This is a genomic window from Pelagicoccus sp. SDUM812003, from assembly GCF_031127815.1.
Lineage (GTDB): Bacteria > Verrucomicrobiota > Verrucomicrobiia > Opitutales > Opitutaceae > Pelagicoccus.
The window spans coordinates 1-20835 of sequence record NZ_JARXHY010000019.1; the positions used below are offsets into that span (position 1 = coordinate 1).

Genomic DNA, 20835 nt, shown 5'->3' on the forward strand with positions numbered 1-20835 from the left:
ACGCTTCCTGACTCTCACCGGCAAACCGCTTCGATGTCTCGCGACTTCATAAAGTCGCTCGAGTGTCGCTGCGCTCGGTACCGGCCCACGCCTCCGCGTTTCACACAACCCTCCTACCCGGAGGGCTTTTCCGCCTTCCTCGATGAAGTGACGGAAACGGTCTCCTTGGAGCCGCCTCCTGCCCCATTCACCTCTACAGGCACGGGAAGCTTGATCTCCACGCGAGTGCCATCCGGACTGGAATCGATCCACATGCGCCCGTTGTGCTGACGCGTCACCCAGTAGGCCTTGGTCAATCCGAAGCCGCCTCCTCGCGTTGGCCTGCTTGAAACGTTTGCGCCGCGGTATCCGAAGCGAATCACATCTTCGATCTCATCCGGCGAGATGCCAATTCCGGTGTCCTCCACCACGTAGCGCAAGCTTCCACCACCGAAGTGCAGTCCACCGTTTATCTTGCCTCCTGGTCGCGTGTATTTTCGAGCGTTGGCTAAAATGTCGCGCATCACATCCTGGAACACAATCGGCATCCAGAGCGACTCGCCCTCTTCAGACGTGAGCTCGAAGTTTATTAGGTAATCGCGGTCGTGCTTGTCTGCCAGATTGCGGACGATGCGATAGCCGCCATGGCTATTCTTTTCCACCGCTTGCAGAAACTGGTCGAACCGAGACTTAAGATCGGAGATATCGTGCTCCACCCAGGCCCGCTTGGCTTCGAAACGGGATTGGATCTCTCCGGCTCGAACCTGGATAACCCGAAAAATGTTCCTGAGGTTTTCGCGGCGCGCTTTGACCTGCGCGATCCCGTGCTGCCCGCGCTGCAACTCGATCGCATCAAGGGCCGCCTCCAGCCTGCCAACGAATCCCTCTATTCCCGCCACAAGCAATTTCGACTGAGTGGGATTCTTGAGCATCTCGGCCGCGTCAGCCACCTCGTCCATGAGGAGATCAGCCTCGTCCGAAGCGTCGAGCAATACGCCGATTTCGAGTATCTCGAAATTCACTACGTTCAACACATTGAGAACGCTGTGCATGTCGACCAGCGACTCCTCTTCAGGCGATAAGATCAAAGGGACTGAAATCTCCATAGGAATTAGCTAGCGTAATAGTCATGCGTCCCGCTCAGGAGGCCAGCCTAAATGATCAAGCCAGCGACATTCATCCGTTTTTAAAACCCAGGGAAGGCCTCACTACAGGGAAAACGCTCATCACGCCGATGTGAGATCATTTAGCGCAAAGCGCTTCACATAGGGTCGAAAACCAAGATCCCGCTTTCGACGCTTAAATTCGATCATGAATCTCTTTCAAAAGACACGGTTCGAATGGCCGCCCTTCGTTTCCGACCGTTCGAAGGAATGAAGGGAAGCGAGTAACCTGAAACTGAATACGTTGCCAACAAGCCTTCAACTCGCATTTCGAGTTCCGCCAAAAGCGCCAATCAGGTGGTCTAAGCCTTCCACGATCGGACGGAGAAACAGGTCTCCAACTGAAGTCCGCCAACATCGCCGAACTACTTCAACGTCGACTCGGGGCCGTGATAGGAAGGTTTCAGGCCTCCGAGATCGATCAGGACCTTTTGAACAATCATACCTGGATCCTCGCAAAAGATCTTGAGCGTATGCCTGCCAGGCTCGTCGATGGCGACTTCGAAGCTATTGATCGCAGCATTGCGCATTACATTGTGCGCCCAGTCCATCGAGTACTCCTTAACGTCATTGTCGAAGACGCGATACTCCGTATCGTCGACCTGAATACCGTAACGCGTTCCATGTTCGCGATCTTTCGCGAATAGCGGCAGCATGAAAACCTTCACCGTCGCCGTACCGGATGAGAACGTATAAAAATCGTATTCGACGTACGAGCCGTTTCCTTCGTCCAGAACCGAACTGCCAAGCTGCAGCGCCTTGTTGCTATAACCCAGCCCTTCGATCACCTGAAACGTCACCTCGCCATGCTCCTCCTTGCGCTGGAAATCCGCCGGAGCAATGCTCACTACGCCCGCGTTTTCGACGAAGAGTCCCTCTAGATCAGCCGCGTTAGGTGAAGCGGGGTTGAAAACGGACACCTCGATTTCCCGGCGCTCTTCCCCTGACTCGATGACGATGGATCCGCCCACCGCTTCGCCCACCGGCGCTTGCTCCCAATCAATACTCACCGCGACACGATCCGTACCATAGGTTTCACCCTGGGTTCGGCTTAATAGAATCCATTCATTCGTCGCTTTCGCTGACCAGTGAATAGACTTGAGCGACTTGCTAAACACCTCGATAGCGTATTCAGACGGTGTATACTTGCTAAAGGTGGGAAGCTTAGGCTTCCCATTTTCATCCGAGCCTCCCTCTTCGACAAATACGTCCCACTGCGGCTCATCCGCGAGCGAGACAGTGTCAGTGAGCGGCAGTTGAGGTTCAGGCAGGAATCCGGGGGCGGTCATCATGCCTTTCCACTTGCCGTCCAGCAATGAGTTATATTCTTCCGTTAGGTGGGCGAGCGCTTGCTGCGACTGAACAATCAACGACACCAGACCATTTGCCGAAGCCCGGCCTTGCGTCGCGTACCAGCGATTCTTCGACCCCAATAGCATTTGGGAATTATAGAGCATGGCTCCCTTGACGGGATAATACACCAATTGGAAAAAGGCCGCTTTCTTTTCCGGCGGCAATTCCTCCAAAATACCTTCCGCCTTGTCGGCGATGCGCTGATACTCCGCTAGGCGATTCTCGGCTTCATCATAGCTCTCAAAGGAAAATCCAACATCCTTGATGTCCTCTTTTTCGAAGAGGCTGTTCCAGCGATAGTCACCTGTCATGAACTCCGGCTTGCGGAGAAATCCGTGATAGTAATAGCGATCGAATATATAAGCGAGATCCTCTGTGTACTTTTCTCCAAACAGCTGCGCGAGCTGCTTGGCCTGATAGTCGTGCGCCATCCCAAAATCGAAGGAGGAAAAGTCCCAAGCCATATCGAGAAACTGCTGCATCCCCATCTCGCCAGGCTTGATGTCCCCCACATTTAGCAACCAGTACTTGTCCGCGCCGAGCGAATACGCCCGCTGCAATTCGGAGTACATCAACGCAGGCGGTGTTGAGTTCAACCAAAGATAATCATTCGGCCAACCAAGGTATGAAATATGATAATACACGCCAGAGCCGCCGGAGCGTTTGCGTTCCTCGCTGTTGCTAAGCTTCTTGATGTATCCATAATTATCATCCGGCCACACAATGGTAATCTCTTCAGGCAGCTTCATGCCTTGCTCGTAGATTCCCAGCACTTCCTTATACGGCACGAAGATCTGCGGAATCTCCTCGATCGGCCGGTCGATGTGCTTCGCTAAAATACGCCTTTGATCTAGAGCAGCCTGTTCCAACACCTTCACCTTGCTCGAGTCCTCCACCCCAATCATACCCTCATCATGCATTCCTCGAAGGGCGATGGTGTAGATGTTCTCGTTGCCAGCGGCCTGAGCGACTCGCTCATCGAGAGAACGCACGATCTCATGCTTGTTTTCCTGATAGTTCCATTCGCCTTGGGTCGCCTTGTCCCACTCGCTGGCATTGTTGTAGAGCAGTGGCTCGCAATGGGAGGTCGTGATCATGATCCCGTAATCGTCCGCCATCTCCATGTTCCCGGGAACCGTGAAGAAAGCCTGCGTGCACTCATGCATGGCGGGCGCCACCATGTTAGCTTTCAAGCGTAACAACAATTCGAATACCTTTTCGTAGGTTCGCGGACCGATATCTCCGACCTCCGGCTCGAAGGTTTGCGCGGCCCATGGCTGCAATCCCCAATCCTCGTCATTGAGAAAGATTCCGCGATACCGAACCGTTGGCGCTGGCGAAACCTCACGCTCGCCTGTTACGAAAACGGCCGCCTTGCGCTCCACTGGCACATCCGCCCAGTAGTACCATGGCGAGACTCCCATGGCCTCCGAAATACTGAGAACGCCGTACGCGGCGCCGCGACGATCGCTGCCCACGATCACCAAAACTTGCTCCACACCTGGAAAGGGATTCGCTACGGTTTGCACGATATATCGCTCCCATTTTCCTTCGATGTCCGAGACGTCCAGTTTACCTGACTCCACGAGTTGACGAATCCGCTGGTTTCCATCGATGGTACCGATGAGGATCGATCGTTCAGGAAACGTTTGGGCCGCATCCACGACCTTTGCCTTTTGCCTAGTCACTCGTTCGATGTCCTGCGCGAACAGGCGAGCCACCTTATCGACGAGCGTGGCATCATGCGAATCCACCACCAAGCGAGCGGCCGATCCGTCATTGAATATAGGAAATCCACTTTCCTGGGCAGCGAGTTGCTCGACGATACGAACCTCGCCGAGCGCGGGCGAGGTAAACGCTAGGATGATCGACCAGACAGCGAATAGGTGGAGTTTGCGAAGCGATTTCATAGGGGTACGGTTTTGGTGTGAGGGCGAAGGGCAATCATGTTGCAAACAGAAAGCCGCGGCACAAAGCGGCTACGACTGTACGTTGATCTGACAAGGGAAGGTCGTGCTCCAGTCAGCCCCGCGGAGTTTTCTTCCGATGTGAAACCGGACCCAACTCTCCCCAGCGAATTCGCGTCAGTCAGCTTCAAAACTTATGGTTCGATCGTCACGATCACCCGCTTGTAGCGCGAGAGCGACGGCGTTCCCTTGTCGCTCACCCTCAGTACGAAATGAGCCGTGGCGGCCTCATCGACCTCCGGCGCGGTGAAACTGAATCGGTCGACGTTTTCCGCTCCTTCAACGTTGATCGGCTTCGTATAGGTTCCCGCTTCCGGATAGTTGAACCAAAGAAAACTAATGCTGTCGCCATCCGGATCGCTGCTTCCGTAGGCGTCTAATGTCACTTGTTGACCTGACTTCACGGTGAGCTCTTCCGCATGGTTCAAGCGTGGCGTTGGTGGATGGTTTGCCTCTTCATAGCTCGTCAAGCACCAGTCCATACGGGCGGCGAAATCTCTTTGAAAATCGTCCCGCCAACGCCAGAGAGTCACCGCGTTTCCGCTGTAGCTCTGTTCGCTTCGCTCGATGGCCCGCTTGTACTCACTTCTTCGATACGGATAGAACGTGTCCGACGTATCCGTCCATAGAGGACGCGTTTCCGGTTCTGGGACCACCACCGAGGCACCGTCTTCAAACGCATCGACATCAGGAATGCTCAACTCGTAACGACCTCCCCAGCCGCCCCAGTCTGGATGTTCTGGATCGCTTAGCCCGTTTGGGATGAGACCCAAAAACGCCGGCGTGTCGCCCTCCATGCCCCAAGCGGTATCCGGATAACTTGCTCCAAGCGGGCCATGTCCCTGCTGTATGTTTTCCGCCAGCCATGGATTGCTGACAAACGTATTGTCGCTGCCTTCGTGGTTGTTGTTGATCGCGATCCAGGTCGACTTTCCGTAGTCATCGGTAGGCGTCGCGATGTAGAACAGGTCAGGGAAGCGCTTTCTCATCCACATGGCGCTATCGTCCTGATCGGAAATGGTATACACGCGAAGCTTCGAGATCAGGCGTTTCGCTTCCGACTCGGATTTGGTTTTGTCAATCTTGTATAAGGCCTGAGCCAACACATTCGGACCGCCCCAGACGGAAATCCAAAGCGGACGCGCGTCGTCTCGCTCCAGAGACTCGATGATCCAATCAGACCCCTCCGAGTCCATCCCTTCGCCCACACCTTGCATCCCGTATTTCGGTATTCCCTTTTTAGATACGGCTCTCAGCTCATCGGCTGTCGGATAGCCAGACTCGTGCAAAAGCAAGTTCGGCTGAACCCTTTCGTAGGCGTGCAAAATGCTATGAATGAAATCCGGGCGGATCGCATTCTGTTGCCAGCAGGAGGTCGTCGCGACAAGACCTTCGATGTCGATCTGATTCGCGTACAGAAGCAGCCGTACCAACGATTGTTCGTCATCAGGATCGGCCCCCATATCCGTCAGTACGATCACGCGATGGCGTTGACTCGCGGTTTCAGCGGCGGCAGCGACGCATATCATCTGGAGCAGAGCAAAGAGTACTAGGAGGGTTTTCATAGTCTTGTGAATCGGCAACGGGAAACGAAAGGGGCGTATCCGGTTTCGGGGAGGGGTAAACGAGGCGGCCATCTTCGGGCGCCCGAAGCCCGATGTCCAGCCGTCCTCTTCGTTTTCGGGAAATTTCCGACTGGCGTTCCCAACCTCCTCTCCCCTCAAACCTCGCAGGCGCGCCGATCGTCCCCCTCCTTCCCTCCGCGCTCGGCAAGCTCCGGAGCGGCCTCGACTCCCGTGCTTTCGAGCGACAACCGATGCCAGCGGCGTCACTCGAGCGCTGATGCACCTTGCGGAGCGGCGTCTCGTTGCTGAGCCGCTGAGATTGATTTCGCCTTTCGCAGCGTATCCAGAAACTCTCGACGGTACCCGCCTCGGTCGGAACCGAGACTGCCGCTCGCCAAAGACTCCACCTCGGACAGCGAATACTCGCCCACATGCTCGGAGTTTCGCAAAACCATGCCAAAGGCCGCCACCGACGCGGCGAATCGGAGATCGTCGTTCGCGGATTGGAGGGTCTGTCCTGCATCGACAAAGGGGCGCTCGATGAGCTGGCTGGTATCCGCATCGGGCTGCTTGTAGCGCAGTTTCACCGTCAACAGCTCCTCGGAGCCCTCTTCGACCGTCGCGCTCTGATACTTCAACGGATCGACCATCGGCTCTACCGCCTCGCCTCCGGCAGGCACGATTTCATAGAGAGCAGTCACGCTGTGGCCTGAGCCGATCTCGCCGGCGTCCTTCTTATCGTCGTTGAAGTCACGGGCTGCAAGAGCTCGATTTTCGTACCCAATGAGTCGATACGACGCGACTTTAGCTGGATTGAACTCCACCTGAATCTTCACGTCCTTGGCAATGGTCATCAACGTGCCGAGCATATCTTCGACGAACACCTTGCGGGCTTCCGTCTCTCCATCGATGTAGGCGTAGTTTCCATTTCCCCGATTGGACAAGACCTCCATCATGTCGTCGCGGTAGTTCCCCTGCCCGAATCCGACGGCGGAGAAAAAGACCCCTGACTTGGCTTTTTCCTCGATCAGTCGCGTGAGGGCACCTTGATCGGAGATACCAACGTTGAAGTCTCCATCGGTGCAGAGAATCACCCGATTGATTCCTCCCTCTACAAAGTGACGTTGGGCGGTGGCATAAGCGGACTCGATGCCCGAAGCCCCGTTGGTCGACCCGCCAGAACGCAGATTCTCGATGGCATGCTTGATGGTTTCCTTGTTGTTCGCCGTGGTGGAGGGAAGAGCCACGCCTGAACTGCCTGCGTAGACCACCACTGCGATACGATCGTCATCCCGCATCTGGTCGACCAGCAACGAAAGCGCCTTCTGGGCTAGTGGCAGCTTGTTCTGCGACGACATGGAACCGGACACGTCGACGAGGAAAACCAGGTTCGCGGCAGGGCGTTGAGCTTGCGATACGACCTGCCCTTGCAGGCCGATGCGCACCAGTCGATGGGCTTGGTTCCACGGAGCGGAGGCGCTATCGACCGTGACTGAAAACGGCTTTTCGTCCGTCGGCAGAGGGTAGTCGTATCGAAAGTAGTTGATCAATTCCTCGATGCGCACCGCGTCCGTCGGCGGCAGCTGACCGTTGTCGATGAAGCGTCGCACGTTGGCATAGGACGCTGTGTCGACGTCGATCGAAAAGGTCGACAGCGGGCTGTCCAAGGGTGACGTGAATGGCGTCTCGTCGATACGGCTGTAGCCCTCGCGATTGGGAAGCTCCGCTCGAACCAGACGGTCGGGTTCGGGCAACCGAGGCTGTTCAATCGACTTGCTCAAGGCCAGCGTCCTCGGCTGAGCCATTGGAACGCCCTGCCCCCTCGAGGATGTCGCAACGCTGGGACCGAAAGCGACGGCCCCATCGTCGCCAAGCGCCAGCGGCTTGGCATCGAAAACTCGCATCTCCTCGGTCTGCGCTAAGGAATCATTGAGGCTGATCGCCAGATCCTTGTATTCAGAACCGGACGACGCTGGAGCGTTGATCAGCATCTCCAGTTGGTTCAACTGCATTGGTTGCGAACTTCCCGTAGATCGGGTGGGTTCGCTGAGGGGACGAGAATCCTGATTCGGCCGTTCGGTCTTCCTCTCTTCAGGCGGAGCGGCCGGTTCCGGGGCCTTCTCGGCCACTGCCGCCACCTCGACCGGGAGATCGGCGATTTCCAGCGAATCACGATTCGTCCAGACCACCAAAGCCGTGATAGAACCCATGGTGAAGCAGGCGGCCACCGCGGAAAACCAGCCAGGGAAGCGCAAGACGGCCGTTCCCCCTTCGCTCCGTTGGACTGATTCCTTGAGGTCTTCGAGTCGCCGCTCTCCGATGTCGTCGTCTCCGGCCGGCGCCTTCAGGTCTCGACTGAGCTGTTCGGAAAACCGTTTCAACTCCTCGAACTCCGCCCGATCTTCCGGAGCGATCGCGCTCGCATCCAATTCCTCACTACGCTCCCCCAAAGCCAGAGCGGTGAACTCCGGATCGTTTTTTCCAAATTTCTTCATGGTTTCTTCCCTCCTCTTCATAGCGGCTGACTCGCTTGCCAGCGGCTTTTCAAATCCTTCAAAGCGTGATGCAGCAGGTAGCCCACATTGCTCACGCTCAGTCCCGTAATCTCGCTGATCTCCTTGTAGGTAAGATCCTGCTGAAACTTCAGCAGCACCACCTCGCGCTGCTTGCTCGGCAAGGCGTCCGCCAGCTCCAGCAAGCTTCCCGCCCGTTCCCGGCGATCCTGTTCCCGCGCCGCTCCATCCCTATCGCCCGCCAGGCGCTCCATGGAATCCGGCTCCTCCACATAACTCATTCGCTTTTCCTTTCTCGTCACGTCCAGAGCGAGATTTCGCGTCACCCGAAAGAGCCAAGCTTGCAGATGCCCCTCCACCTCTTGCCAATCCTGCCGGCAAAGACGGATAAAAGTCTCCTGCACCACGTCCTTGGCCCGCTCGCGATCCTTCACGATGCTTGCGGCGTAGCGAATGAGCTTGGCCTGATGCTCATCGACCGCTTGCGACACGCGCTCCCAGCGTTGCCCGTCAGCCCCTTGCTTCGTTTTCATTCGCTCCGTTTCGGTTTCCCATATCTGGACTTGTTATCACCTGTTCAAAAGGACAACGCGAGCCGTAGGGGTTTTCTTAGAAGAAAAACGAAAAAACGCGCCCGCCCCTCTCTCGTTTTCCATCGACACGACACCGCCTATTCCATTGCCATTGAGGAAAATTGCCTCATACAAGGCCACAAATCCTATGGCTTCCACTACCGTCTTCACCATCGCCAATCAAAAGGGCGGCGTCGGCAAAACAACGACAGCCGTCAATCTCGCCGCCGGCCTGGCCGACCTGAAAATCCCCACCCTCCTCATCGACCTCGATCCGCAGGCTAATGCCACCAGCGGACTGGGCTTCGAAAAGGAGGAAGGACGCAGCGTCTACCCCGTGCTGATGGGCGAAGGCTCCATCGAGGAAATGGTGATCGAAACCGGGCGGAAACACCTGCACCTGCTGCCTTCGGAAGTCGACCTGGCCGCCGCCGAAATCGAGCTCGCCCAGAAGGAGGATTACCTGCTGCAGCTCAAGGCGGCGCTCGCTCCCCTCTTCGACTCCGGCGACTACCGAGCCGTCATCATCGACTGCCCGCCCGCCCTGGGCATGCTTTCCATGAACAGCCTCGCCGCCGCGGACCACCTGCTGGTCGCCCTGCAATGCGAGTACCTCGCTCTCGAAGGACTAGGCCAAATCCTTTCCGTGGTCGATCGCTTGCGCGACGCTGGAGTGAATGACCACCTCGATGTGGGCGGCATCATCATGACCATGTTCGACGTTCGTACCAACCTCTCGCGCGAAGTCGTCGAGGAAGTCCGGGCCAACTTGCCGGAAAAGATTTTCGACACCGTGATCCCCCGCACCATCCGTCTGAGCGAGGCCCCTTCCTTCGGCCAAACCATTTTCGAGTACGACAAGATGAACCCCGGCACCACCGCCTATCGAAATCTGGCCAAGGAAATCGCCAAGCGCTTCGGCTTGAAAAAGTAACGAGCGTCAACTCCAGACTCGCGAGCTTGCCCCATGGTCGCATCCAAACTTAAACGCTTCATCAAATCCGTATCCAAAGATTCTGACAAGGCGAAGGCGAAACGTGGTTCGAAAATCACATCTCTGCCGGACAAGCAGGTCAAGCAGCTGGAGAGCAAGTTAGGCTACGTCTTCAAGGACAAGGGTCTGCTCGCCCAGAGCATGACCCACCCTTCCTTCCTGCTCAACACCCGCGACCAGCTCAAAAACAACCAGCGACTGGAGTTTCTGGGCGACTCCGTCATCCAGCTGGTGCTCACCGAGAAGCTCTACGAAAAGTATCCGCGCCATCGGGAAGGCAAGCTCACCTCCATCCGCTCCGGGTATGCGCGCAGTGAATACATGGCCATGATCGCGCGTGAGTTGGCTCTGGGCAACTACCTGATTCTCAAACCAAAGGACCGCCAAGCGGGCGTGGCGGAAAATGACTCCGCCCTGTGCGACGCCTTCGAAGCCCTCATCGGAGCCGTCTACCTGGACTCCGACTTCGATACCTCGCGCAAGATCGTGCTGAGCCTTTATAACTACCTCGACGATGCTCCTAAGCCCGTTGGCGGCGTCACCAACCCCAAGGGCAAGCTGCAAGAGCTCATCCAGCCGATCCACGGCAACAACGCCGTGCGCTACGAAACCACCGCCCAAAGCGGCGAAGCCCACAACCGCGAGTTCGAGGTCACGGTATACTGCAACGACCAAAAGCTTGGCGTGGGCACCGGACGTACCAAAAAGGAGGCCGCCGAACAGGCCGCCCTGCAGGGCTTGGAGACCTTTAAGCCCGAAACTGAAAAATGAGCCAACGCGCTTCAGTCTTGCTTCCGAGCGGACTCGAACGATGGGAGCAGCGCATCGGAGTGAACGACGAGGCGATCGCCCCGATCGTTGAAGATTGGATACACGCCTCCAATCGCCCGGTATTCATCGTCATCGCAAAAAACGACCGCATCGCCGAACAGCTTCGCGCGGATCTGGAGTACTTTCATCGAAAGGTCAGAGGCGACTCCACCGCCACGCGCTTTCTCTATTTCCCCGAGGAGCAGGAGTTCGATGACAACGATTCCCCGAGCGAACGATTCGAGATCGGCAGCGAACGCATCGCCACGCTCGCCGCTCTGCAAAATGCGCCTGAAAAGAGCGTGGTCACCGCGAGCCTCAAATCGCTCACCCAGCCCGTCCCCTCCCCGTCCGCCTTGCAGCGTTCACAATTGGTCCTGACCGTAGGCGAGACGCACTCCTTCGAGGGCTTGGTGGAAACGTTGCAAAGCATCGACTACGACGCCGAAGGCCTCTGCGAAGCCCCAGGCCAGTTCGCCCGCCGCGGAGGCTTGATCGACGTGTATCCAACATCCGCTGACAAGCCCTATCGCATCGATTTCTTCGGAGACGAGATTGACGCCATCAAGGAGCTCGACCCCGTCACCCAACGCTCCGGAGCGAGCGTGCAAAGCATCGTCATCGACGCAGCTCCCAGTCTCCAGATGGAGGATGCGAAAAACGGTTTCGCCGAGTACCTGAAAGCGGAGGTAGCCTGGGGCATCATAGAACCGGATCAGATCATGGAGCTCTTCGACTCCGCGCTGGAGCAGGCCTCCGGCAACGAGCTCGGCAAAGCCTGGGTCGCCCTGCGGGACAATCGATCGAAGGCGAACGACCTATGGTCGACCTTTTCCGATCTCGACCTCGCGACCGACGCCGATCAAAGCGCCGAAAGTTTCGTCTACGAAGGTGAAACGCTTACCTACTACAGGCCGATTGCCGACAGCGGCAAATTCGCCGACGAGCGCCTAGCCGACGAGCAAAGCGCTCGTATTCATTTTCTGGAACAAGCATTGAAGTGGCAGAAAAACGGCGAGCGACTGTTCGCCGTGCTGCCCAACGAGAGCGACTTCAAACGCGTACAGGAAATACTGCAAGAGTCGGAGTCGCTTAAGCAGCTCAAGCTCGAGTTCTGGAAGGGCGATCTCAACCAAGGCTTTCGCTTTCACTTCCGTCCCCAGCTGGAACGCCTCAACTGGCCCCTGCTCAAAGCAGCCAAAGGCTGCGTGCTCATCACGGAAACAGAGCTCTTCGGTCGGCGCCGTCATCGCAAGCCTCCAACCCGCGAGCGGGCCTTGGTCAGCCAGTCCCAAGTCGACCAGCTGCTCGACTTCGCCGAGCTGGTCGACGGAGAGTTCGTGGTCCATCTCCAACACGGCATCGCTCTCTATCGCGGTATCACAAAAGTGGATATGCAAGGACAGATGCGCGAGGTGCTGTCCTTGGAATTCGACGACAATGTCGTATTGCACGTGCCGCTACAGGAGTCGCACCTGATCAGCCGCTACGTCGGCATCTCCAAGACCCGCCCCAAACTAGGAAAAATCGGTTCGAACCGCTGGGCCAAGACCCGCGAAGCCGCGGAACGGGCTACGCTTGATCTCGCGGCGAAGCTGCTGGAGCTGCAGGCCAAGCGCGACTCCGGCGGCGGTCACGCCTTTGGAAACGATACCGAATGGCAGCTCGAATTCGAAAACGCGTTTCCGTTCAAGGAAACCCCCGACCAGCTGAAAGCCATCGAGGCCTCCAAGGCCGACATGGAAAAGCCGACGCCCATGGATCGTCTGATTTGCGGCGACGTCGGATTCGGCAAGACCGAAGTCGCCATTCGAGCCGCGTTCAAAGCGGTCATGGACGGCAAGCAAGTCGCGCTCCTGGTTCCCACCACAGTTCTTGCCCAGCAGCATTTTCTCAATTTTCGCGACCGCATGGCCAGCTATCCGATCGTGGTGGAGCTGGTCAGCCGTTTTCGCAAGCCGGCGGAGATCAAGAAGATCCTCGCTAGCGTCGCCGCGGGCAAAGTCGACATTCTGATCGGCACGCACCGCATCCTGCAGAAGGACGTTTCCTTCAAGGATCTTGGTCTGGCCATCATCGACGAGGAGCAGCGCTTCGGCTTGAAGCACAAGGAGGTCTTCAAGGAATGGCGGGCCACGGTGGACATCCTGACCATGAGCGCCACCCCGATCCCCCGCACCCTCTACATGGCCCTCACCGGAGCCCGCGAGCTGAGCGTCATCGAAACCGCTCCGGTAGAGCGAAAGCCCATCCAGACCATCGTCAAGAGCTACGACGACGCGTTAGTGGCGGAGGTCATCCGGAGGGAGATTTCGCGCGGCGGCCAAGTGTTCTACTTGCACAATCGTGTGCAAACCATCGATACGGTGGCGGCTCGTTTGTCCCAACTGGTGCCAGAAGTATCCATCGGCGTAGGACACGGGCAGATGGACGAGAAACGCCTCGAGCGAGTGATGCTGGATTTCGTCAACCAGCAGTATCAGGTGCTGGTCTGCACCACCATTATCGAGTCCGGCCTGGATATCCCGAACTGCAATACCATCATCATCGAGGGAGCGGATCGCTTCGGGCTTTCCCAGCTTTATCAGCTTCGCGGACGCGTGGGACGTTTCAAACGGCAAGCCTTCGCCTACCTGCTGCTGCACAAACACAAGCGGCTGGTCGACGTGGCCCGCAAGCGCTTGCAAGCCATCCGCCAGCACAACCAGCTGGGAGCGGGCTTTCGGCTGGCTATGCGCGACCTGGAGCTGCGCGGAGCGGGCAACTTGCTGGGAAGCGAGCAGAGCGGTCACATCGTGGGCGTCGGCTTCGAACTCTATTGCCAGCTGCTGCGACAAAGCATTTCGCGGCTCAAGGGAGAGGCCTCCGCCATGTCCATCCGAGCCAACGTGAAGCTGGATTTCATTTACCAAGGCGAAGGCGACATGACCTCCGCCAACCGCCACGAGGACGGGTACACCGTGCTCAAGCGACTTGACTTGAAGGAAGGCGAATGTCCGCCCATGCAAGCCCGCATCCCCGCCACCTACATCAGCGAAACCCGTTTGCGCATCGACATCTACCGACGCCTGGCTCTCGCGGAAACTCCCGCCGAAGCACGCGAGCAAGGCACCGCTCTGGTGGACCGATTCGGAAACTATCCCCCAGAAGTCGAAGCGCTTCTGAAACTCACCGAGATCCGCTGCCTGGCGGAACAAAAAGGGGTGCATTCGGTCGAGTCTCAAGGAAACCGCCTGAAATGTCGCCGCTATCGGGGCAAAACCTCGGAATACATAAAACTCGGCAGCAGATTTCCCCGGCTTCGCTCGACTAATGCCTTGAAGCGGCTCAACGAAATCATTGTGTTCCTGAATAACTTGGTTAGCAACCCCTCCTAAGCGATACGCGCCTACACTTATCTTATGTTCAAGACAGCGACTCTCTTTTTCGGAATTTCCGTACTCACCCTCACCTCTTTCGGCCAAAAGGAGCCCAAGGAAGGTCGACTGGCCAACAGTATCGCCGCTATCGCCGAGGATAAGATCATCACCGTTGAGGAAGTGCGACGCGAGCTGCAGCCCTACCTGCCGCAAATCCAAGCCGATTCCAATGGCGATCCGATGAAGTTTCGCAAGCTCATCGAGGAGATGGAGACGGAGATCATTCAGAATCTCACCGACAACGTGCTCATCGTGAAGCAGTTCTACGAAGACAAGGGGCAGATCCCACCGAGCTTCGTCGACAACGAGATCGAGGAGATGATCATCACCAAGTTCGAAGGCAAACGCTCCCTCTATCTCGACTACTTGAAGTCGATCGGCAAAACGCCCGAAGAGCACCGCGTGATGATCAAGGAGGACATCATCGTGAACTACATGCGCAGCAACATGCGCAAGTCGGCCACCATCGTCAGCCCCGTGCGCATCGAGGAGTTCTACAAGGAATACAAGCAGGAGTTCTTCCAACCGGAAGCCCTGCACCTGCGCTTGATCCGACTCACCAAGCTGGCAGATGAAGGCGACGAAGTGCTGGAGCAAACTGCCGACGAGATTCTTGAGAAATTGGAGATGGGCTTCGCTTTCGACGAGCTGGCCGCTCGCTACAGCAACGACGCCAAGGCCAAAAAAGGCGGCGACTGGGGCTGGGTCACCCGCGGGGCCCTCATCGATGAGCTCGCCCAAGTGGCCTTTTCGCTCAAGGAAGGCGAATACAGCGAGCCGCTGAAAATCAAAAACAACCTTTTCATTCTCTACTGCGAGGAGTACCGCCCCGAGGGCTACATGCCGCTGCAGGACGTGCGCGAGGACATCGAGGATATCCTCGTCTCGCAAATGGCTCGCGAGGCGGAAGCCAAGTTTTTGGAACGCCTTCGCCGCGACGGCTACGTGCGACGCTTCAACTAGCCGCGACCTCCCCAGACCGGGCAACTTCACCAAACCGCTTCCGTAGCGAAGCGGTTTTTTGATGCCCAAACCTCAAGCCTTCAACGCGATTTGCCGATCGGCTCGCGCGGTTCGGTCACGTTTGGGCATTCGTCCACCCAGCGTCCGCCAGCCGGCGCCGCCCAGCGAGCCGCGTTGGCAAGCGCACGCTTGATTTGCGGATCGAAATAGGTCGGGTAGGCCTCGTGTCCGGGACGGAAATAGAAGATCCGCCCGTTTCCGCGATAGTAGCAGTTTCCGCTGCGAAACACCTCGCCTCCCTCGAACCACGAAATGAAAACCTGCTCGTCCGGCGCCGGGATGCCGAAGGGCTCTCCGTACATCTCCTCACGCTCAAGCTCGATGCAGCGATCGATGCCCCGGGCGATGGGATGCCCGGGATTGCAGACCCAGAGCCGCTCCCGCTCGTCCGCCTCGCGCCAGGTCAAGGAGCAGGTGGTGCCGAGCAGTCGCTTGAAGATCTTCGCATAGTGGGCGGAGTGCAGGGCCACCAGTCCCATGCCTTCCAGCACCCGCTTCTGCACCCGGTCCACGACAGCGTCCGCGACCTCGCCATGAGCCATATGCCCCCACCAGAAAAGGACATCGCACCGCTCCAGCCTCTCTTCGCTCAGTCCATGCTCGGGCTCGTCCAAGGTCGCCACGCTCACCTCGAGGTCCGGGTCCATCTCCTGCAAGCCGCTGGCGATGGCGGCGTGAATGCCCTGCGGATAGACCTCGCGGATGCTTTCCTCGTCCCGCTCGTGTCGAAACTCATTCCATACGATTACACGTAGCCGTTCGCTCATGCTTCCCTCCTAGAAAAGCGATGGAGCAGTTGCAAGGATCCAACGCGAATCGCCGCCAAACCAGCTGGATTTCGCAACGGTCCACCATTGAACCCCGAGGAAAAGCTCCTTTTGCTGTCTTCCGTTACCCTTAATCGGATCTCCCTAGATCCCACCTCCTCTTGATATGACCACTTCCTACCTCACCCCACGGCTGAGCGATCTCTCCGCGGCCGAACGTCCTCAGGAGCGCCTTGTCGCCCACGGGGCCAGATCCCTCAGCGACACCGAACTGCTCGCCATGGTGCTGCGCAGCGGCTGCCAGGGCCGCAACGTGCTCAGCGTGGCCTCCGAAATCCTGCAGCAAGCCGGCTCCCTCAACGGGCTGCTAAAGTGGAACGACCGCGAGTTCCGAAAGATCAAAGGCGTCGGAAACGTGAAGTCGCTGCAGCTGCTCACCATCGTGGAGATCTGTCGACGCGTGCGCGACCGTTCGCCCGCTGTCCAGCCGGTCTTCGACAGTCCGGACACCGTTTTCGCCCACATGAGCAACCATTGCCGAGACTTGGAGGTGGAAAAGTTCTGGACCCTCTGCCTCAATCGGAAGAACCGGCTGATCAAGGCAGTCGAGGTCACCAGCGGCACCGCCAGCAACAGCCTCGTGCACCCGCGCGAAGTGTATCGAGAGGCCATCCGCCACGGAGCGTCAGCCGTGATCTGCGTGCACAACCACCCCAGCGGCGACCCCGCCCCCAGCGCCGCGGACATAAAAGTCACCCGCCAACTACGAGGCGCTTCCGAGGTCGTCTGCATCGATCTGCTCGACCACATCGTCATCGGATCTTGTGAAAACGATCCCAAAGGCCTCGGCTACTACAGCTTCCAGGAAGCAGGCCTGCTGTAGGAATTCTTTCTCCACAAAAAAACGAAAAACAGCGAGGGGTACGCTAGGCGACTCGCGTAATTCCAGCAATGAAATCCAATCCCCATTTCCTCCGCCTCGCTTTCGCGACAATCATCATCGCCTTCGCAGGCCCCGCTCTGCTGCAGGCCGATCAGACAAGCTCCGATCCCGGCCCAGCCCGCTTCGACTTTAGTTTCGAAGGGGGCACGGCGCGCGACTTCCTCAAGGCTATCGAATCGCAAACCCTCAATTTCATCGTCCCCGAGATGGCGGACACGGTGAAGATCCCGCCGTTTTCGGTCAAAAACGTCACCCACGTCGAGCTCCTCTCGGCCTTGAACCTGCTGCTGGAAGATGCCCACCCCGAGTTCGACATGGCCTTCAAACAAGCCCAGCGCGATGGCATCTGGGTGCTGCAGATCCAACGCAACCCTGCTGTCGTGCGAAGAGACAACGCCGACATCGAGGCCAAGAACCTAGAGCGGCTTTCCAAAGTCAGTAAAGAGATCGAGGAGCGCCGGGAACAGCGTCGCGAGCGTTTGCAAACAAGTACCCCGGAGCCCGAGCCCGAGCCCGAGAAATACGTCACCCTCCCGGTCAACATTTCCCGACACCTCGAACACAGCTCCATCGAAGGAATCTCATCAGTCATTCAATCCGCTGTGGCCGCTCACTCCGCTTTGCTGCCGGAGAGCTCGGAGAAACTAAAGATCGATATAAAGTTTCAACGCGAAACCAACATCCTGATCCTCTCCGGACATCGCAAAGCGGTCGAGCTCGCCCAAGACACCCTGCTCCAAATCTACCTGACACCCTCCTCCAAGAAAGCCCCCGAGTCCCGCTAGCCCGATCTCACCTCCAAACGCGCCGCGCCTTGGCTCAACTCCACCTCAACGCGCTTTCCGCTTCCCGAGCAAAGGATCCCAGCCCGGCTCTGGACGTTTCCCAGCTCACTTCCGCCATGAGCAAGCTGGACGAAGCGGCCTACCGAGACTTCTTCCAGAACTACTACCGACGACTCAGATCCTACCTGCAGGCAGTGGCAGGAGGCGACGAACGACATGTAGAGGACGCCCTGCAGATCTCGTTTTCCAAAATCGCCCGAAACGTCCGGCGCTTCGAGACCGAATCCGCGTTCTGGAACTGGCTGAGCCAGATCTGTCGCAACACGCTCATCGACATCTACCGCAAGGAAGGAACGCAGATTCGAACTCGAAACGCGCTCGAAGAAACTGAAGAGAAAACCAATCCCAAACCTGCCAACACCCCGTCCACGCGCCTCGAAACCCTGGCCCGCTCGCTGGAACGTCTCCCGGCCGAAGACCAGGCGCTGGTGCGATTGAAGTACTTCGATCAGCTCACCCACGCTGAGATAGCGACCCAAATGGGAACCACGGAAAAAGCCATCGAATCCAAGCTCTCCCGCATTCGAAGGAAACTACGACAACTCATACGGAAGGCGCCCAATCATGTCTAGCCCCAAAAACAACGGCTACCAATCGCTGCTCCGCGACATCGAGCACGACCGCGAATCAGAGGCCCTCGACTCGCTGCTATCCTCCGCGCGCAGGCGACGCTTCGTCCGTCGCGGGAAACAGGCGATCGCTGCGGCCGCGGTCATCGCCATAGCCGTCTTCGCCTTCGTCTTGCCGCAGGGCGACGCCCCGCAACCCGCCGCCGCATACACGGAAATCGCCGAATCGGGAAACTGGACGCTCGTCGATTCAAGATCAGCGTACACCGAGATCGAAACGGCGGCCGAGCCTCTTTTCTCGCACATCGAAACCAAGGCGCTTCCCGCGATTCAACGCATCGACGAGCAAGGTCTGATCGAGCTCTTCGAGAACCGTCCCATCCTCATATCGCAATCGCTCGAAACGCAGCAGAAGCGCTTCTGGCTGCTCGAGCAGCCACCTTTTTGAAGATCCGCTCTGAAGACGAGAAGCCCGCGAACGAGACGGCGAAACGCAGCCGCGACCTCGACCGACTCCGAAAACTGCGACAATCCACCGTGGAAGGAATCAGCCACTTCCCGCCAGTCCGAAACCCGCCAAACAGGAGCGAAACGTCGTCGGAATTTTTCTCAAATTTACACTTGATCTTTGAAACAAAACTCGGACTCTAAGCGGCCTTTCCTCGGCTGGTGGGATACTCAAGCGGCCAACGAGGGCAGACTGTAAATCTGCTGGGGAAACCCTACACAGGTTCGAATCCTGTTCCCACCACCACTTCACTTTCCATAAGGACCGCTCGCCGGTCCTTTTTTAGTGTCTGCTTGGCACGAAACGAACGCCTTTCATGGACGCCTCCCTTTTCGACTATCACCTTCCCGCCGAACGCATCGCTCAGGAGCCCGCCGCCCGCCGCGACGCGTCGCGTCTGCTGGTGGTTCATCGAGAAAGCCGCGCCATCGAACATCGTCGCTTCAGCGACATCGTGGACTATCTGGGCGAAAACGATCTCCTCTTTCGCAACAACGCCCGCGTGCTGCCGGCCCGCCTGTTCGCGGAACGGGTTTCCGGAGGCAAGGCCGAGTGCCTGCTGCTGCGTCCGGCAACCAACGATGGCTCCGATTGGTGGTGTCTGCTACGCCCCGGCAAGCGCCTCAAACCAGGAGCGACCTTCTCGCGACCGGGATTCTTTTACGCCACGGTGCAGGAGAAAAACGAAAACACCGAGTACCGCGTGTCCTTCGAGCTGGAAAGCCATTCCTCGGTGGCCGAGATGGCGGACGAGCTGGGAAAAATGCCGCTGCCACCCTACATCGCCCGGGAATCCGACGACCAGCGAGACAGCGCGGATAAGGAACGCTATCAGACCGTCTACGCGGCAGCGGAAAAATCCGTCGCCGCCGCCGCTCCCACCGCAGGGCTTCACTTCACGCCGGAGATCATCGCTCAGCTCGAAGCGAAAGGCGCCCGCTTCCACGATCTGGCGCTGCACGTCGGCATGGGCACCTTCAAGCCGCTGCAAACCGATAACATCGAGGACCATCAGATCCATCGCGAGATCTACGAGATCTCGGAAGCCACGCAACAGGCCCTACGCTGCGGACCTGACAAGCGAAAGGTCTGCATCGGCACCACCAGCGTGCGCAGCGTGGAAGACTACCTGGCGAAAACTTCGACCGTGATCCCTGGACAGTTCACCGACGAAGCCGGCCTCTTCATCTACCCGCCGCGGGGCTTTCGTGGCGTCGACGCCATGGTCACCAATTTCCACCAGCCGAAATCCACCCTCATCTGCCTCGTTTCCGCATTTCTCGACCCGGAAGGAACCAGCGGAATCCAGTGGCTGAAAGACATCTACGCGGAAGCGATCGAGCGCCAGTACCGCTTTCTCAGCTACGGCGACGCCATGCTGATCCTTTGACAAGGCCCAAGTGTTCCTGTACTCTAGCCGCGTTTTCCAAAAACACCCGAACCCTGCTATGGGAGAAGAAAACCACGACCCGATCGCCGACATCGTCGAAGACGCCACTTTCGACTTCACCATGGGAGACGCCGAAAGCGCCATCTCCAAGCTCCGCCAGACCGTGGCGGAGACCCCGAACGCGTTCCCAGCCTGGCACGCCCTCTGCGAGATCCTCTATTCGGAAAAACGATACGACGAGGCCCTCGAAGCAGCAGAGAAGGCCCATGCCCTCAAGCCTGACGACCTATTTGTAAACACCAGCCTCTCGCGCATCTGGCTCGAGAAAGGATCCAAGGAAAAGGCCGAGAGCTTCGGAGCTCAGGCCCGCATGGCCAGCTGGAAGGATCAGCTCGCCAACCCGGACTCCATGGAGTCCGCTCCCGATCTCTCCTGAGGCCGCCGCCAAGCGGACC

At 57.9% G+C, this 20835-nt stretch carries 16 protein-coding genes and 1 tRNA gene; 11 read left to right on the plus strand and 6 right to left on the minus strand.

Going from position 1 to position 20835, the window contains the following annotated elements; genetic code table 11:
• Positions 1-113 precede the first annotated feature (113 nt).
• The 5 genes from QEH54_RS19955 to QEH54_RS19975 all read right to left on the minus strand — a co-directional run bounded on the left by QEH54_RS19955 (position 114) and on the right by QEH54_RS19975 (position 9073).
• Positions 114-1085, minus strand: a complete 972-nt coding sequence (locus tag QEH54_RS19955; protein WP_309020479.1) for an ATP-binding protein — start codon at positions 1083-1085, stop codon at positions 114-116.
• Between the two features lie 422 nt (positions 1086-1507).
• Positions 1508-4405, minus strand: a complete 2898-nt coding sequence (locus QEH54_RS19960) for a glycosyl hydrolase 115 family protein (RefSeq protein ID WP_309020480.1) — start codon at positions 4403-4405, stop codon at positions 1508-1510.
• 191 nt (positions 4406-4596) lie between these two features.
• Positions 4597-6027 carry a nucleoside hydrolase-like domain-containing protein gene (locus tag QEH54_RS19965; protein ID WP_309020481.1) on the minus strand — a complete coding sequence of 477 codons (1431 nt, stop codon included), beginning with the start codon at positions 6025-6027 and terminating at the stop codon, positions 4597-4599.
• A gap of 263 nt (positions 6028-6290) precedes the next feature.
• The gene (locus tag QEH54_RS19970; RefSeq protein ID WP_309020482.1) at positions 6291-8522 is read right to left on the minus strand and encodes a VWA domain-containing protein; all 2232 of its coding nucleotides are present in this window, start codon (positions 8520-8522) and stop codon (positions 6291-6293) included.
• Positions 8523-8539: 17 nt separating this feature from the next.
• Positions 8540-9073, minus strand: a complete 534-nt coding sequence (locus QEH54_RS19975; protein WP_309020483.1) for a sigma-70 family RNA polymerase sigma factor — start codon at positions 9071-9073, stop codon at positions 8540-8542.
• A 187-nt stretch (positions 9074-9260) separates the two neighbouring features.
• Here QEH54_RS19975 and QEH54_RS19980 point away from each other — a divergent pair, with 187 nt between their 5' ends.
• Genes QEH54_RS19980 through QEH54_RS19995 form a run of 4 tightly spaced genes read left to right on the plus strand, consistent with a single transcriptional unit; the run spans position 9261 to position 15298 of the window.
• Positions 9261-10046 carry a ParA family protein gene (locus QEH54_RS19980; protein ID WP_309020484.1) on the plus strand — a complete coding sequence of 262 codons (786 nt, stop codon included), beginning with the start codon at positions 9261-9263 and terminating at the stop codon, positions 10044-10046.
• 33 nt (positions 10047-10079) lie between these two features.
• Positions 10080-10877 carry a ribonuclease III gene (rnc, locus tag QEH54_RS19985; RefSeq protein WP_309020485.1) on the plus strand — a complete coding sequence of 266 codons (798 nt, stop codon included), beginning with the start codon at positions 10080-10082 and terminating at the stop codon, positions 10875-10877.
• The gene (gene mfd, locus QEH54_RS19990) at positions 10874-14293 is read left to right on the plus strand and encodes a transcription-repair coupling factor (RefSeq protein WP_309020486.1); all 3420 of its coding nucleotides are present in this window, start codon (positions 10874-10876) and stop codon (positions 14291-14293) included. Before rnc ends, mfd begins: the two co-directional genes overlap by 4 nt.
• A gap of 24 nt (positions 14294-14317) precedes the next feature.
• Positions 14318-15298, plus strand: coding sequence for a peptidylprolyl isomerase (locus tag QEH54_RS19995; RefSeq protein WP_309020487.1), 981 nt, complete (start codon positions 14318-14320; stop codon positions 15296-15298).
• An 80-nt stretch (positions 15299-15378) separates the two neighbouring features.
• Here the strand turns inward: QEH54_RS19995 and QEH54_RS20000 are convergent, their stop codons facing one another.
• Positions 15379-16125 (minus strand): ThuA domain-containing protein, encoded by a 747-nt coding sequence (locus QEH54_RS20000; protein WP_309020488.1) that lies wholly within the window; start codon positions 16123-16125, stop codon positions 15379-15381.
• A gap of 166 nt (positions 16126-16291) precedes the next feature.
• On the opposite strand from QEH54_RS20000, the gene radC reads away from it, so the two are divergent.
• The 7 genes from radC (at position 16292) to QEH54_RS20035 (ending at position 20816) form a co-directional block, all read left to right on the plus strand.
• Positions 16292-17008 carry a DNA repair protein RadC gene (gene radC, locus QEH54_RS20005; RefSeq protein WP_309020489.1) on the plus strand — a complete coding sequence of 239 codons (717 nt, stop codon included), beginning with the start codon at positions 16292-16294 and terminating at the stop codon, positions 17006-17008.
• A gap of 68 nt (positions 17009-17076) precedes the next feature.
• Complete coding sequence (locus tag QEH54_RS20010) at positions 17077-17853, plus strand: hypothetical protein (RefSeq protein ID WP_309020490.1); 777 nt, start codon at positions 17077-17079, stop codon at positions 17851-17853.
• Between the two features lie 29 nt (positions 17854-17882).
• Positions 17883-18485 (plus strand): sigma-70 family RNA polymerase sigma factor, encoded by a 603-nt coding sequence (locus tag QEH54_RS20015; RefSeq protein ID WP_309020491.1) that lies wholly within the window; start codon positions 17883-17885, stop codon positions 18483-18485.
• Positions 18478-18930 carry a hypothetical protein gene (locus tag QEH54_RS20020; protein ID WP_309020492.1) on the plus strand — a complete coding sequence of 151 codons (453 nt, stop codon included), beginning with the start codon at positions 18478-18480 and terminating at the stop codon, positions 18928-18930. Before QEH54_RS20015 ends, QEH54_RS20020 begins: the two co-directional genes overlap by 8 nt.
• A gap of 220 nt (positions 18931-19150) precedes the next feature.
• Positions 19151-19236 (plus strand) — tRNA-Tyr (locus tag QEH54_RS20025).
• Positions 19237-19306: 70 nt separating this feature from the next.
• Complete coding sequence (queA, locus tag QEH54_RS20030) at positions 19307-20380, plus strand: tRNA preQ1(34) S-adenosylmethionine ribosyltransferase-isomerase QueA (RefSeq protein ID WP_309020493.1); 1074 nt, start codon at positions 19307-19309, stop codon at positions 20378-20380.
• 58 nt (positions 20381-20438) lie between these two features.
• The gene (locus tag QEH54_RS20035) at positions 20439-20816 is read left to right on the plus strand and encodes a tetratricopeptide repeat protein (RefSeq protein WP_309020494.1); all 378 of its coding nucleotides are present in this window, start codon (positions 20439-20441) and stop codon (positions 20814-20816) included.
• The last annotated feature ends 19 nt before the right edge of the window (positions 20817-20835 follow it).

Bases quoted from the DNA above. Each gene is read 5' to 3' on its own strand.
- QEH54_RS19955 (WP_309020479.1), bottom strand. From the start codon at position 1,085: ATGGAGATTTCAGTCCCTTTGATCTTATCGCCTGAAGAGGAGTCGCTG.
- mfd (WP_309020486.1), top strand. From the start codon at position 10,874: ATGAGCCAACGCGCTTCAGTCTTGCTTCCGAGCGGACTCGAACGATGG.
- QEH54_RS19965 (WP_309020481.1), bottom strand. From the start codon at position 6,027: ATGAAAACCCTCCTAGTACTCTTTGCTCTGCTCCAGATGATATGCGTC.
- QEH54_RS20010 (WP_309020490.1), top strand. From the start codon at position 17,077: ATGAAATCCAATCCCCATTTCCTCCGCCTCGCTTTCGCGACAATCATC.
- QEH54_RS19970 (WP_309020482.1), bottom strand. From the start codon at position 8,522: ATGAAGAAATTTGGAAAAAACGATCCGGAGTTCACCGCTCTGGCTTTG.
- QEH54_RS20035 (WP_309020494.1), top strand. From the start codon at position 20,439: ATGGGAGAAGAAAACCACGACCCGATCGCCGACATCGTCGAAGACGCC.
- rnc (WP_309020485.1), top strand. From the start codon at position 10,080: ATGGTCGCATCCAAACTTAAACGCTTCATCAAATCCGTATCCAAAGAT.
- QEH54_RS20000 (WP_309020488.1), bottom strand. From the start codon at position 16,125: ATGAGCGAACGGCTACGTGTAATCGTATGGAATGAGTTTCGACACGAG.
- radC (WP_309020489.1), top strand. From the start codon at position 16,292: ATGACCACTTCCTACCTCACCCCACGGCTGAGCGATCTCTCCGCGGCC.
- QEH54_RS19975 (WP_309020483.1), bottom strand. From the start codon at position 9,073: ATGAAAACGAAGCAAGGGGCTGACGGGCAACGCTGGGAGCGCGTGTCG.
- QEH54_RS20020 (WP_309020492.1), top strand. From the start codon at position 18,478: ATGTCTAGCCCCAAAAACAACGGCTACCAATCGCTGCTCCGCGACATC.
- QEH54_RS19995 (WP_309020487.1), top strand. From the start codon at position 14,318: ATGTTCAAGACAGCGACTCTCTTTTTCGGAATTTCCGTACTCACCCTC.
- queA (WP_309020493.1), top strand. From the start codon at position 19,307: ATGGACGCCTCCCTTTTCGACTATCACCTTCCCGCCGAACGCATCGCT.
- QEH54_RS19960 (WP_309020480.1), bottom strand. From the start codon at position 4,405: ATGAAATCGCTTCGCAAACTCCACCTATTCGCTGTCTGGTCGATCATC.
- QEH54_RS19980 (WP_309020484.1), top strand. From the start codon at position 9,261: ATGGCTTCCACTACCGTCTTCACCATCGCCAATCAAAAGGGCGGCGTC.